This is a genomic window from Paenibacillus sinensis (assembly GCF_019904155.1).
In the GTDB taxonomy this organism is placed as follows: Bacteria; Bacillota; Bacilli; order Paenibacillales; family Paenibacillaceae; genus Paenibacillus_AQ; species Paenibacillus_AQ sinensis.
Map to the genome: position 1 here is coordinate 157,864 of NZ_JAHCMB010000026.1, position 13,801 is coordinate 171,664.

Consider the following 13,801-nt stretch of genomic DNA (forward strand, 5'->3'; position numbering starts at 1 on the left):
TATAGGAAAGTATAAGCTGAACGCTTATCCCGGCCTCTATTTCTCGGTAAACGCACGGCGTCCAGGGACGCCGCAAGGCGTTTATCCTTAGCGGGGAGGAACCCATAATGTCCGTAATTAATGTATCGGATTTAACTTTTGCCTATGATGGCAGCTACGATAATATCTTTGAACATGTCAGCTTTCAACTGGATACCGATTGGAGGCTGGGATTCACGGGGAGAAACGGCAGAGGCAAGACGACCTTTATGAACCTGCTCCTCGGCAAATACGAATACAGCGGAACGATTTCCGCATCTGTTGATTTTGAGTATTTTCCGTTTCCTGTCGAGGATAAGGAAGCGAATACGCTTGATATTGTTGAAGGCGCCGTTCCGGATCTTCAGCTCTGGGAGCTGATGCGGGAGCTCTCGCTGCTGGACGTATCTGACGATGTGCTGTACCGCCCGTTTGCTTCCCTGTCGAACGGTGAACAGACGAAGGTGCTGCTTGCGGCTCTTTTTTTGAAGGAGAACAGCTTTCTGTTAATTGATGAACCGACCAATCATCTCGACATGAACGCCAGAAGGCTGGTCAGCGAATATTTGAGCAAGAAGAAGGGATTTATTCTGGTATCCCATGACCGGGCCTTTCTGGACCGCTGCGTGGATCATATTCTCTCCATTAATAAGACCACGATCGAAGTGCAGAAGGGCAATTTCTCCAGCTGGTGGGACAGCAAAGAGATGCGCGACAGCTATGAGCTGGCGGAGAACGAAAAGCTGAGGAAGGATATCAGGCGGCTGGAAGACTCCGCAAGGCAAAAAAGCGGCTGGTCCCATGAGGTGGAGAAGACGAAGAACGGGACAAGAAACTCCGGCTCCAAGCTGGATAAGGGGTATGTCGGACACAAGGCCGCCAAAATGATGAAGCGCTCCAAATCGATTGAGCAGAGGCAGCAGTCGGCCATTGAAGAAAAGTCGGGGCTTCTCAAGAACCTGGAGACATCGGAAAGTCTGAAGCTGTCGCCGCTTACGTATCATAAGGGCCGGCTTATCGAGCTGGACAACGTATCAATTGCTTATGGGAAGCGTGTAGTCTGCGAAAATGTCAGCTTCGTGGTGGAGCAAGGCGAACGGATTGCGTTATCCGGCAAGAACGGATCAGGCAAGTCCAGTGTTCTAAAGCTGATCAACGGCGAGCCTCTCGCGTATACCGGGACGTTCCGCAAGGGAAGCCAGCTCCGCATCTCCTATGTCTCTCAGGATACCTCGGATTTAAAGGGCGATTTATCCGGCTATGCCCGGGACTGTGAAATTGACGAAAGTCTGTTCAAATCGATTCTGAGGAAGCTGGACTTCTCCAGAGTTCAGTTCGAAAAGGACATGGCGTCCTATAGCGGCGGCCAGAAGAAGAAGGTGCTCATCGCCAGAAGCCTGTGCGAGAAGGCCCACCTGTACATTTGGGATGAGCCTCTCAATTTTATTGATGTGCTCTCCCGCATGCAGATTGAGGAGCTGCTGCTGGAGTATCAGCCCACGCTTCTCTTCGTGGAGCATGACAGCGAATTCCGCCGGAATGTCGCTACCCGGGTGATCGAGATTTAGCTTAAGGCAATCGGTTGAGATGAAGCCTTCTGACAGCACGGCGGAAAGAAGCGGCTCGTTATTGTGGTTTCAGGTAACGCTCGCGATACTCATCCTCCAGCATGCTCATCAGGATCGAATCATGGTATTGATGATTGTAAAACAAAACGTCGCGCTGAACGCCTTCTTGACGGAAGCCGACCTTCTCGTAGCAGCGCTGCGCCCGTTCATTGTAGGCATACACATTGAGCTCGATACGGTGCAGATTGCAGATGCCGAAGCCGTAATCCAGCATCAATCGGAGGGCTTCGCTGCCGTAACCCTTGCCTTGATGCTCTGCATCGTTAATCGCGATCCGGATATTGGCGCTGCGGCTTAAGGCATCCATATCCTGCAGCGCGATATCTCCGATCACAGTATCGTTCTCACGCAGTGCAATCAGCAGCAACAGACCGCTCTGATCCTGTGATTTGCGCTCGATATAGCCAGCGATGAATTCTCTATTGAAGCTGCGCGCCGTTCCCGTTAACCGCCGGATCTCGGGGTCAAACAGCGTGCGGAAGTACAGCTCGGTATCTTCAAGACTGATCGGACGCAGGTAGACCTGCTCTCCTTCAAGCAGCCTGGCCGGCGGTAAAGCTTGGTCCAAATGATTCATGGTAGTTCCTCCCTGTAGGTAATGAGGAAATTATAGAGGAAATCTGTATACTGTAAAATATACAGTTTTCAATCTTTTTAACAGGACAGATTTATCGGAGGCTAATTGCTTGAAGGAGATTATGGAACCAAAGATGCTGGACCCGGACACGCCTATATATATTCAGATCAGCGATCATTTCAAGAACGAAATCGGCAGCGGCCGTCTGACTTCCGGGAGCAGGCTGCCTTCGGTGCGCCATCTCGCCGAGCATCTTGGCGTCAGCATGACGCCCGTTGAATGGGCTTACCGCCAGCTCGTCGCGGAAGGCTTCATTGAAAGTCGGCCTAGAGTAGGGTATCTGGCATCAGAGATCCCCCAGCCTTACAACGCTTCCGCTTTGCCGAAGATCAGCCGGGAAGAGGAGGCGGCTCACGCTAGTCGCATACGGCCCGAACGGGAGTATTTATACGACTTTCATCTGTCGCGGAATGATTTCAGTCTTTTTCCCCTCCATACCTGGAGGCATCTGGAGACTCGTATCCTGAGGCAAGAGGGAGAGCAACTGCTGTTCTATGGCGATCCCCAGGGCGAGTGGGGGCTTCGCTGTGAAGTCGCCGCCTATCTCAAGCAGTACCGCGGTGTCGTCTGCGGCCCCGAGCAGGTGGTGATCGGTTCCGAACAGTTTCTGCTCATGTCCTGCCTGGCTCACATCCTGAAGCCGATACAGCAGCACATTGCCGCCGAGAATCCGGCCTATCCGATGATGCCTGGAACCTTCAGGGAGCTTGGCTTCGATGTCTCGCCCATTCCTTTGGATAAGGACGGGATCTGCATGTCTTCTCTGGAGGCTTCCGGAGCCAGACTGGTCGGTGTCTCGCCCTCGCATCACTTTCCTTCCACGCTAACGATGCCGATCCGCAGACGGATGGAGCTGCTGGCATGGGCTGAGCGGAATGGGGGCTATATTATCGAGGATGATTACAGTGGCGAGTTCCGGTACTTTGGAAGGCCGATTCTGTCACTTCAGGGACTGGGTCCAGAGAGGGTCGTGTACATCGGAGGATTCTCCCAGACGCTTGCTCCAGCGGTATGCGTGCATTACTTGGTCCTGCCTCTGCCTCTGATTGAGCGATACAAAGAACTATATCGGCGCGTACTGTTCGAGCAATCTTCCTCCCGGCTGCATCAACGGACACTTGAGAAATTTATTGCCGAGGGCCATCTAACCAAGCACATTCGAAAGCTGCGAAGGATTTACAAGGCAAAATACGAGGCGATCGTCCAGGCGGCAGGGCAGCATTTTGGAGACAAAGCCGAGGTTATCGGAGAGGGAGCGGGATTCCATATTCTCCTCAGAGTCCGCTGCGCCCATCCTGTGAGCAGACTGATCTCCGCTGCGGAGCAGGCCGGGGTGCATGTCGCCTCCACAGCCTATACCTGGCTGGACCCAAGCGCGAAGCCGGAGGGTATTCACGAGATCATTGCCGGGTTCGCCGGAATTCCGCTGGAATTGATTAATCCGGGAATGAAGGCGCTGCGGGAAGCCTGGGACCCCTTGATCTGACGTTTGTTGAAAAAGAAAAAGAAGACCTGGACTCCAGCCCGGAGAACAGGTCTTTCTTCGTGAGTTGTCTGCATATTCTATCTGCATATTTTCTCTGCGGTTCGCAGTATCACCAACCTCGTCAATGTTACTTGACCGGTTTCGCCTTGGCGGTATCGCCATTTTTGCGCAGGAAGGTGAAATTGCTGTACATATAATTGTACATAAATTTCGTCTTGCTGATCATAAGCGCGAAGGCTTTGGACCTGAGGTCCACATTTTTGGCGGCCAGGATGAAGGACAGATTTTTTTTCACAAAAACCTCAACCTCGCGCGCCGCGCCTCGCGAACCGCTCTGATCTTTTTCACGCAGGAAGAAGTTGTAAAGGTCCATTCCCTCATGAATCATATTGTTGACCGAAGTCTCCCACACCGGCTGGCCGATCTTCCCGCTGTAGAGCTTCATGAGAGCTTCATGCTTCTCAAGCACCGCATGGAATTTCTCGATCAGCTTCCGGGCGCTGGTGAAGCCGGTGATGCTGTCGCCGCGCTTGACGTAGTAATAGGTCGGCTCGTTGACCAGAACGACCTTTGTGGCCTGAACGAACAGCTTGTACGTCGTCAGTATATCCTCGAATGTTACGCCGACCGGAAAGCGCACCGTATCGAACAGCTCGCGCCGGTATAATTTATCCCAGGCATAGCTCTTGATCCGCCCGTCCACGATAATCTCCTCGATCGCCTCGGAGTTGTTCAGCACGGCCGTCTGTCCGAAGTCATTCACCCGCTCGGCCTGACCGTCCAGCTCACTGTAATGGCAGCTGATCGCAATGTCCGCTTCGTGCCGGGTTATCTCCCGGTGGAGCACCTCGAACATGTTCGGGGTAATCCAGTCGTCCGAGTCAATGAAGCCGATATACTTGCCCGCCGCGACGTCCAGTCCGAAATTCCGGGCGTCGGAGAGTCCGCCGTTCGGCTTGTGCATCAGCTTGATCCGCTCGTCCCGCGCTGCGTATTCCTCGCAAATGGCGGAGCAGTTGTCGGGAGAGCCGTCGTCGATCAGAATCAGCTCGAAGTCCTTAAAGCTCTGAGCCAGAATGGATTCCACGCATTTGCGGATGTAGTTCTCCACATTGTAGAAAGGAACGATGATACTGATTTCCGGCTGCATCTTTTAAAGACCTCCTTCTTATGATCCGTTTATCATCCGGCTTACCGCATTCTGATTGGTTATTTTAAACTATAGTGCAATAAAAAAGGCCGTGTCAAACCACGAAAGAACCATATCTGAGGCGTCCATTCGTATGCTTGACTTCAATATGCTACAATAATGAGATTGCATAACTGACGATGAACAGGCTTTAACGAAACCTTCGTTTACTTTTGTGTGGGAAGGGTATAGCTAAACTGTAGAGGCCAGCTGATTTTATCGCTCTAAAGCGATGAAAAACGGAGGATGTTCATGGATTTCAGAGGATTCCTAAGGAAATTCAAAGATCCTCTTGGCTTATCCCGGTTTTTGTTGATTTTTATTGATTATTTGCGGCCTATTCTGTATAATCAGCGTTGTCGTTTTTTTATGGGATAAAAGCGTCACATTTTGACATCAACCATCATCAAGCTCGCGCGGCTTTTAATTTTCCGAATACAAATTTAGCGTATGCTATTTACACGAGTATTGATGAAAACACAAAACTTGAGGAGGTCATTCATTTTGGGAAAAGCGTTAATTATCGGCGCTGGCGGTGTCGCAAGCGTAGTCGTTCATAAATGCGTCCAGAACCCGGATGTATTTGAAGAAATCTGCATTGCAAGCAGAACGGTAGAGAAATGTGAAGCTTTGAAGCAAAAATTGGACGGAGGCCGGACGAAGATTCAGACGGCCCAGGTTAATGCCGACAACACCGACGAGGTCATCGCACTGATCGAGAAATTCCGTCCGGACGTTGTAATTAACGTTGCGCTTCCTTATCAGGATCTGACCATTATGGATGCCTGCCTTGCTACCAAGACGCACTATCTGGATACCGCGAACTATGAGCCGCCGGAAACGGCGAAATTCGAATACAGCTGGCAGTGGGCGTACAAGCAGAAATTCGAAGAAGCCGGCATTATGGCCTTGCTGGGCTGCGGCTTCGACCCGGGCGTTACCGGCGTATTCTCCGCTTATGCGCAGAAGCATTATTTTGACGAAATCCACACGATTGACATCGTGGACGCCAACGCTGGCGATCATGGATACCCTTTCGCTACCAACTTCAATCCGGAGATTAACATCCGTGAAATAACGGCGAACGGACGCTACTATGAGAAGGGCGAATGGATCGAGACTCCGCCGCTGTCCGAGAAGAAGGTCTATGACCTGCCGGAAATCGGACCGAAGGACATCTACCTGCTGTATCATGAAGAGCTGGAGTCCCTCGCGAAGAACATCAAGGGCATCAAGAAGATCCGCTTCTGGATGACGTTCTCGCAGAACTACCTGACTCACCTGAAGGTTCTGGAAAATGTCGGCATGACCTCCATCGAGCCGATTCTGTTCGAAGGCAAGGAGATCATTCCGCTGCAGTTCCTGAAGGCGGTGCTTCCGGACCCGGCTTCGCTCGGACCGAGAACGAAAGGCAAGACCAACATCGGCATTATCGCCCAGGGGACCAAAGACGGCGAGCCGAAGAACTACTATGTATATAACGTCTGCGACCACCAGGAATGCTACCGTGAAGTCGGCTCCCAGGCCATCTCTTACACGACCGGCGTACCTGCCATGATCGGCGCCATGCTGATGATCCAGGGCAAATGGATGAAAGCGGGCGTATACAATGTGGAAGAACTGGACCCGGACCCGTTCATGGAGCTGCTGAATACGAAAGGGCTGCCGTGGAAGGAAGACTTCTCGCCGGTGCTCCTGGACTAGGAACGGCCAATGACAGAACTTGATTTCGGCGCTGTCCCTTCGCCCAGCTATGTCGTCGACGAAAGACTTCTCATCAAGAATCTGGAGCTGCTGAAATCGGTGCAGGACCGCACCGGCGCGCATATTCTGCTCGCGCAAAAAGGCTTCTCCATGCACAGCCTGTATCCGCTCGTCGGCCAGTACCTGAAAGGCGTGACATCCAGCTCCCTCTTCGAAGCCCGTCTCGGGTATGAGAAGATGGGCAAGGAGGTCCATGTGTACGCTCCGGCGTATGTCGATTCGGAGTTTGACGAGATGATGAAGTACAGCGATCATATCGTCTTCAATTCATTCGATCAGTGGAATCGCTACAAGGCTAAAGTGCAAAGCGCACCGAAGCCTATCAGCTACGGCATTCGCGTGAATCCCGAGTATTCCGAGATCGAGATTCCACTGTACGATCCCTGCTATAACAATTCCAGACTCGGCGTGACGCTGGATAACTTCCGGCCGGAAGAGCTGGATGGCATCGAAGGGCTGCATTTCCACACGATGTGCGAGCAGAACTCCGACACGCTGGAGCGGACGATCAAGGTCGTGGACGAGAAATTCGGCCCGTACCTCCACGGAATGAAGTGGCTCAACTTCGGCGGCGGGCATCATATTACCCGTCCGGATTACGATGTGGAGACGCTGATCCGCTGCATCAATTATATGAAGGACAAATACAATGTCCAGATTTACCTGGAGCCGGGCGAAGCCATCGCCCTGTTCACCGGCTATCTGGTGGCGACGGTGCTTGATGTTGTCAAGAACGGTATGGATATCGCCATTCTCGACACCTCGGCGGAATGCCATATGCCGGACGTGCTGGCTATGCCGTACCGTCCCGGCATTATCGGGGCCGGCCAGGCCGGCGAGTACGAGCATACGTACCGCTTGGGCGGCCTGACCTGTCTCGCCGGAGACGTCATCGGCGACTACTCGTTCCACGAGCCGCTGAAGGCCGGCGACCGTCTGGTGTTCACCGACATGGCGCATTACACCATGGTGAAGAACCATATGTTCAACGGCGTGAACCTGCCGTCGATCGTCTCCTTCAATGAAGAGGAAGGCATCAAGGTCATCCGTACGTTTGGTTATGAGGATTACGCAGGACGTTTGTCTTGAATTGAATAGCGTTTGAAAGCAATGGAAGGACAGCCGCGAGGCTGTCCTTTTTGCGTTGAAAGGGATCATACCCGCGATGAATCCAAAGGCGATTTATGAAGAACCTGATAGTCTTCTCTTGAAGGGTGGTAATAATAGATAATGGCTTACGCCAGGAAACGATCTACATCAAAGCGAAGAGGAGCTGGACAGCTTGAGTAAAAAGGTTATTCTGGAGCCCGCAGCACAGAAATTTGTTGAAGATACGGCAAACCCTCCTTATTTATACGAGCTTGGCCCGGAACAAGGCCGTCAGGCCGTCGATGAAGCCCAATCCGGCGAGATTGACAAGCCTGAGGTGGAAATAGAGGACACGACGATTCCAGGAGGCCCTTCGGGTCAGGTTTCCATCCGGATCATGCGTCCTGTCGGCTCGACCGGAACGCTGCCCGTCATTCTCTACACGCATGGTGCCGGATGGGTATTCGGCAATGCACATACACATGACAACCTGATCCGGAAGCTGGTTACCGGAACAGGAGCCGCGCTCGTCTTCACCAATTACAGCCTGTCGCCGGAAGCAAAGTATCCGACCGCTATCGAAGAAATCTACGCTGCGCTGGAGTGGATTGCCGGGCAGGGAGCCGGGCACGGCCTAGACCCGTCCCGTCTGGCTGTTGCCGGCGACAGCGTTGGCGGCAATATGTCAGCGGCCATTACACTGATGGCCAAAGAGCGCAAAGGGCCGACGATCGGCCGGCAGCTGCTGTTCTATCCGGTGACGGATGCGTCCTTTGATACAGAGTCTTACCACCAATTCGCCAAGGGCTATTTCCTGCACCGCAACGGCATGAAGTGGTTCTGGGACCAGTATACAACGGATGAAAGTCAGCGGAATGAAATTACCGCGTCTCCGCTTCGGGCAACGATTGACGATCTGCGCGGCCTTCCCGCCGCTCTCGTCATCACCGGCGAGGCCGATGTGCTTCGCGACGAGGGCGAGGCCTATGCGAACAAGCTGCGCGAGGCCGGCGTTCCGGTAACCGCGGTGCGCTATCAGGGCATCATTCATGACTTCGTCATGCTGAATGCCCTGGCAGAGACTAACGCGGCCCAAAGTGCGCTCTCCCTGGCCACTAGCTGGCTGAAGGAAGGCTTTCAGCAGTAATCCTATAACGGGGGCGCCACCGTTATGTTTAAATAAAGCCCGCTCATTTTGAGCGGGTTTTTTGGACATTATAGTTGGACCGCGTGAACTTTTTGGAATACTCAATCGTACTATAATCGGTTACTAAAGAAAGATGCAGTAAAATAGCCCTTGCCAAATTACCTGGCTTGTCTACTGATTGCTCGTTTCGAAGAAACTAACGCTAATGAATAGAAGGGAGCCTATGCAGCTGAATCCATCTTACATTGAAGTTCACGACGTGAATAAGAGCTACGGCGAACAGAACGTGTTGAAAGCGGTCTCCTTCTCGATAGAGAAAGGAAGCATCGTTGGCCTGCTTGGGCCGAACGGCACCGGCAAGACCACCCTGGTGCGCCTGCTGAATGGCGTCATTCTTCCGGACCGTGGAACGCTGCGGGTGAACGGGTACGACCCGATAACCGAGGGAAATGCGATCCGGCGCATCAGCGGCGTGGTCACGGAGGGTGCGGGGCTGTACCACGATATGAGCGGGGTCGCCAACTTGCGATTTTTTGCTAAGCTGTACAATTGTTTCATTGAGGAGCGAATTCAAGCGTTGTTGAAGCAATTCGGCCTGGAAGATGCACAAGAGAAGAAGGTCGGCAGCTACAGCACCGGCATGAAGAAACGTCTGGCCTTGGCGAAGGCGATGCTTCATCAGCCGGAGATCCTGTTCCTGGATGAGCCGACGAACGGACTCGATCCGGAAGGCATCAACCAGGTCGTGACCGATCTTAAGGCGATGAATGAGGCCTATGGAACGACGATCATTCTCTGTTCTCATGTGCTGCATCAATTGGAGCCGCTATGCCACACTTATATTTTCATGAAGAATGGTACGATCCTGGACACCGGGACGAAAAAAGAGCTGGAGAAGAAACATCTGAAGACGATTCAACTCAAACTAACAACCGGACTGACCGTAGAGGGAGATACATATGCGGGATATCCGGTCAGTCGACTGGGGCCGAGCGAGGTGCAGCTGGAGCTGGCGTCAACCGATCAGATTTCGGCGTTGCTCCGTCAAGTTCTGCAAGATACATGGGTGCACACGGCAGAGATTATGAACCATGACTTAGAATCGCTTTATTTCAACTTGGGGGGGGAACAACGATGAACCGTAGCCAGATCATCGCTATCGCACAGAAAGATATGAGGGCGATAACGAGTAACGTGCAGGTATGGCTCGGGCTTGTCCTGCTTCCGCTTGTGTTCGGCGTCCTGCTGCCGGGCGTCTTAATTCTGGTGATAAAGACAGTGAACATTACCGATGGCGATCTTGTCGACATGGTACAGAAGGTGATCACTCAGCTGCCCGCCGGGGATAAGAAGGAGCAGATCATGGCGTTGCCGACGCTTAATCACCAGATCATTTACATCTTCGTGAACTACATGCTGGGACCATTTTTCTTGCTCATCCCGGTATTGAACTCACTGATGATCGCACTGAACAGCCTCGTCGGAGAGAAGGAGCGACGGACGCTCGAAAGTCTGCTGTTCGCACCCATTGAGGTGAGAGACCTGTTCCTCGGCAAATTGGCTGCGACCTTCATCCCGACTTTCGTCGTCACCTTGGTCAGCTTCTTGCTATGCGGTATCATCATCAACGGGCTGGCGTACTCCATGTTCGACGGGTTGATCTTTCCCAACCTGAACTGGGGCCTCCTCCTGCTGTGGGTGGCGCCGATGTTCACCGGATTGGTCATCCAGATCAGCATCTTCATCTCCGCCCGGTCCAAAGGCTTCCAAGAAGCGCAGCAAATCGGTGGCATCGTTGTGCTGCCGGTGGTTGGACTTGCCATCTCCCAAGTTACCGGAGTCTTGCTATTAAGCCCGCAGCTGTTGCTGGGCGTTGGCTTGTTACTGCTGCTCGTCAATCTCTTTCTGTTACGTCGGCTCACGAAGATGAATCAGCGGCATTTGTTGTTTGAACGGCAGGTCCATTAGGAGCGGGAGCTAGCCTGCACAATGATGCACCGGATGAAGAAACTGCTCCTCAGCAGCATATTGTAGGCGGATGATATACAACAAGGGTAAGGGGCTGTTCCAAATGCCATGAAATGGCGGTTGGAACAGCTTCTTTTTTCCGCATCATGGATTGTTGGGTTACAGAAAAAGGAAAAGTTGGCGCTTTGGCGAATTATAGGGAAATAGGAAGCAGGAAATACATAATCCGTTTACGCTTTATTACTGGAAAAAATCAAAGGAGGATCAAATGGCTGTTATAGGGCCTATCATCGGAACAATCCTGGCTTTTGCACTAATCATCATACTTGGACCGACCGCCGGAATTGTGCTTTTGCCCAGACGAACATGGTGATTTTAATATGTCCGATGCTGAAATTGAGAAAGAACTGGAACAGGATCACATCGAACGAAATAATGAAACGAGCGGGTCGAATTAATGAAAATACGAATTATCGGCGGTTGCGGCAGCGGCAAAACCTATATAGCTCAATTGATTTCTGCGAAGCTGGGGATTCCTCATATTCAAACGGACAATCTGGTATGGAACAGAGCGAATAATACGAAATATCCCGTTGAAGAGCGGGACCGGCTGCTGGCCGAAGTTCTCAGGAATGAAGCCTGGATAATTGAAGGCGTTCATTATAAGTGGGGATATAACAGCTTTCAGGAAGCTGATTATATTTTGATCATCAGGAATCATCGGCTGATCCAGGATTGGAGAACCATCAAAAGATTCGTAAAAACACGCTTGGGGCTCGAAGCAAGCAACTATACTCAGCGACTTAACAACCTGTTTGTCATGCTGTTTATTTGGAATCGGAATTTCCGAAGAGAGGACATGAAGCGCATCCTGGAGCTAACCTCCGTGTTCCGCCACAAACGATATATCATAAAGAGCAATAGAGAGATTATGAACATCATTACACAGACAAGGATGTGAGGACATGCAAAAAGCGTTTGTTGTCTATTATCTAACCGATAAGAAAAATAACCTCAATGAGTTGAACGAGCTGCTGAACAACGGCTGGAGAGTCGTTAGTCAGAGCGCGATGGGCGGCGGCGGAGGGAATAACGCAGTGTTTTCGTTGGTTGTTCTGGAGGTGCATGGTGGAACCTAGCACACTGCTGAGCGAGTCTCACGAATTCCAGCCGAAACGTAAAATTTCCGGAATTCTGCATCTGTTCACGATCCTGTTCCTGCTTCTGTTGCTATATTTCTCAGCCCATTTCAAAAGAGATATCCTGCCAAACCTGCAAAGTTTCGATATGATCAAGAGTCTCATACCCGAAGTCCTGCCAGTTATTTTGTTCGAGATTATTTACAGTGGGTTATTCGTCGTGCTGCTGCTTGCTTCAATCATCTGTTTTGTCCGAAAAAGCCGCAAGTTTCGCAGTATGTTGCTGATTCTGCTTGTGTTCTATTCGGTCGCCATGATCACCGATTATTGGTGGTTCAATGCGATGGCGGACTATGCTACCCCGGAGATCGCAGAACAATTCAACGCTCCGTTCCGTCAAGAGATCTATAGAAGCCTGCTGTTGGATATCGTCTACATCCCGTTTATTTTGCTGTCGAAGCGGGTGCGTTCCGTTTTCGTCTAGAAGTTTAACCACACCACAAGGAGGCGCCACCTTCACATGAAGAACCCCGATTGAGGGGCGCCTCATGTCAAGATCGGCCTGTCCGTTATCTCAATTCCCCGTCATCCGGCTTGTCATACTTGTTCAGGTGAGACGTTAGCGCCTCCACTGCCTCCCCCGCATCGGATGCTCTGGGAACTTCTTTGATGGCATCATCTGTAACATCGTGACCGTTCAGACGGTCAGCTTCGGCTTCCTGGTGTTTGCCCGTTTTCATTTCATCTCACTCCTTATCTTATTCCATGTTCTGAATCTGTTCCATTAGCGTATACAGCGGAACTTCCCGTTCCGCCTGCCGGTCGTGGAGCGGATAAATGCGCGCCGTCTCGTTCTGTGCATCCACATGCTGAATATAGACCTCTGTCCCTTCACACAGCACATTCGCCATAAAGGGCGAGGCTGCAATTTCCTTGGCTCTTTGAGCATTCATACGAAGGCTGACCTCCTTTCTGAAGCGGGGTCCGCTAATACTATGCGCGGGGCTGAAGCGGGTTATACATGCCAATACCGATTGAGGAAGTCTGTTATCCAATGCACTTAAGATAAGAATTTCTTAAATTGAAAGGAGTTCGTAACGATGACGCTGCATGCGGAGGCTTTGGTAGAGGAATGGTTGGTTCGGAACGGTTATTTTTTGATGAGAGGGATCAGGGACAAGATGAACCGGCTCGGCTTTCTGGCAGTTCGTCTAACGGAGGAAGGCTTTGAGCATATTCACTGCGAGGTTCAGGTGAGCACCAAGCCCACGGCATATATCAGCAAGCTGAGCAGGGAGCAGATGGTGAAGCTGGGAGTGAAGTCGAAGACAAGCGCCAAGCTGAGAAGCTCGGAGCAGGTGAAGGACAGTGTGAAGGCTTGGGCGCAGATTACTTTTAAATCGGACAAAAAAGCAGCCATTCGAGATGCCGTCCTGCCGGAGGTGAAATGGGAGTATTGGCTCGTACACGGACATGTGAAAGATCCGAACGAACTCGTCTGCATGCAAAAAGAAGGCATCAAGCTCATCCATATCCGGGATCTTGTAGGGGATCTTGCCGGGGACCGTACGCGTCACCACTTCTCGTCATCATCCGCCGGAGAGCTCATTGAACTGGTCAAGCTGCTGGACGAGCAGGGGAGCAATCTGATATAAAGGGAGCATACATCCCTGATGGAGAACGATCCCGCTGCAATGATTGGATCGGGCTTGATTCTTGACAGGCTCATGGAGGAT

Annotated in this window: 15 protein-coding genes; 11 read left to right on the forward strand and 4 right to left on the reverse strand. The window is 51.7% G+C overall.

Going from position 1 to position 13,801, the window contains the following annotated elements:
- Positions 1-107: 107 nt before the first annotated feature.
- A complete protein-coding gene (locus KIH86_RS02530) occupies positions 108-1,586 on the forward strand; it encodes an Lsa family ABC-F type ribosomal protection protein (protein WP_223084614.1) in 1,479 nt (492 codons plus the stop codon).
- A gap of 58 nt (positions 1,587-1,644) precedes the next feature.
- Here KIH86_RS02530 and KIH86_RS02535 read toward each other — a convergent pair whose 3' ends face one another.
- The gene (locus KIH86_RS02535) at positions 1,645-2,223 is read right to left on the reverse strand and encodes a GNAT family N-acetyltransferase (RefSeq protein ID WP_223084613.1); all 579 of its coding nucleotides are present in this window, start codon (positions 2,221-2,223) and stop codon (positions 1,645-1,647) included.
- A 109-nt stretch (positions 2,224-2,332) separates the two neighbouring features.
- On the opposite strand from KIH86_RS02535, the gene pdxR reads away from it, so the two are divergent.
- Positions 2,333-3,769 carry a MocR-like pyridoxine biosynthesis transcription factor PdxR gene (gene pdxR, locus KIH86_RS02540; protein ID WP_235775230.1) on the forward strand — a complete coding sequence of 479 codons (1,437 nt, stop codon included), beginning with the start codon at positions 2,333-2,335 and terminating at the stop codon, positions 3,767-3,769.
- Positions 3,770-3,896: 127 nt separating this feature from the next.
- Here the strand turns inward: pdxR and KIH86_RS02545 are convergent, their stop codons facing one another.
- Entirely contained in the window at positions 3,897-4,919 is a 1,023-nt protein-coding gene (locus tag KIH86_RS02545) for a glycosyltransferase family 2 protein (RefSeq protein ID WP_223084612.1), read from the reverse strand.
- 543 nt (positions 4,920-5,462) lie between these two features.
- Between KIH86_RS02545 and KIH86_RS02550 the strand changes: the two genes are divergently transcribed.
- The 8 genes from KIH86_RS02550 (at position 5,463) to KIH86_RS02585 (ending at position 12,549) form a co-directional block, all read left to right on the forward strand.
- Positions 5,463-6,662 carry a saccharopine dehydrogenase family protein gene (locus KIH86_RS02550; protein WP_038695011.1) on the forward strand — a complete coding sequence of 400 codons (1,200 nt, stop codon included), beginning with the start codon at positions 5,463-5,465 and terminating at the stop codon, positions 6,660-6,662.
- Positions 6,663-6,671: 9 nt separating this feature from the next.
- Complete coding sequence (gene nspC / locus KIH86_RS02555; RefSeq protein ID WP_223084611.1) at positions 6,672-7,811, forward strand: carboxynorspermidine decarboxylase; 1,140 nt, start codon at positions 6,672-6,674, stop codon at positions 7,809-7,811.
- 193 nt (positions 7,812-8,004) lie between these two features.
- Positions 8,005-8,958, forward strand: a complete 954-nt coding sequence (locus tag KIH86_RS02560; protein ID WP_223084610.1) for an alpha/beta hydrolase — start codon at positions 8,005-8,007, stop codon at positions 8,956-8,958.
- Between the two features lie 259 nt (positions 8,959-9,217).
- Entirely contained in the window at positions 9,218-10,096 is an 879-nt protein-coding gene (locus tag KIH86_RS02565) for an ABC transporter ATP-binding protein (protein WP_223110282.1), read from the forward strand.
- The gene (locus tag KIH86_RS02570) at positions 10,093-10,926 is read left to right on the forward strand and encodes an ABC transporter permease subunit (RefSeq protein WP_223084608.1); all 834 of its coding nucleotides are present in this window, start codon (positions 10,093-10,095) and stop codon (positions 10,924-10,926) included. The genes KIH86_RS02565 and KIH86_RS02570 overlap by 4 nt, the downstream gene beginning before the upstream one ends.
- A gap of 457 nt (positions 10,927-11,383) precedes the next feature.
- On the forward strand, positions 11,384-11,887 hold the full coding sequence (locus KIH86_RS02575) for a P-loop NTPase family protein (RefSeq protein ID WP_223084607.1): 504 nt from the start codon (positions 11,384-11,386) through the stop codon (positions 11,885-11,887).
- A 4-nt stretch (positions 11,888-11,891) separates the two neighbouring features.
- Positions 11,892-12,065, forward strand: coding sequence for a hypothetical protein (locus KIH86_RS02580; RefSeq protein WP_223084606.1), 174 nt, complete (start codon positions 11,892-11,894; stop codon positions 12,063-12,065).
- Positions 12,055-12,549 carry a DUF2569 family protein gene (locus tag KIH86_RS02585; RefSeq protein ID WP_223084605.1) on the forward strand — a complete coding sequence of 165 codons (495 nt, stop codon included), beginning with the start codon at positions 12,055-12,057 and terminating at the stop codon, positions 12,547-12,549. Before KIH86_RS02580 ends, KIH86_RS02585 begins: the two co-directional genes overlap by 11 nt.
- 85 nt (positions 12,550-12,634) lie before the next feature.
- Here KIH86_RS02585 and KIH86_RS02590 read toward each other — a convergent pair whose 3' ends face one another.
- Positions 12,635-12,805 (reverse strand): hypothetical protein, encoded by a 171-nt coding sequence (locus KIH86_RS02590; RefSeq protein WP_223084604.1) that lies wholly within the window; start codon positions 12,803-12,805, stop codon positions 12,635-12,637.
- Between the two features lie 18 nt (positions 12,806-12,823).
- Entirely contained in the window at positions 12,824-13,018 is a 195-nt protein-coding gene (locus tag KIH86_RS02595; RefSeq protein WP_223084603.1) for an H-type small acid-soluble spore protein, read from the reverse strand.
- 147 nt (positions 13,019-13,165) lie between these two features.
- Between KIH86_RS02595 and KIH86_RS02600 the strand changes: the two genes are divergently transcribed.
- Positions 13,166-13,720, forward strand: a complete 555-nt coding sequence (locus KIH86_RS02600) for a hypothetical protein (RefSeq protein ID WP_223084602.1) — start codon at positions 13,166-13,168, stop codon at positions 13,718-13,720.
- Positions 13,721-13,801 lie beyond the last annotated feature (81 nt).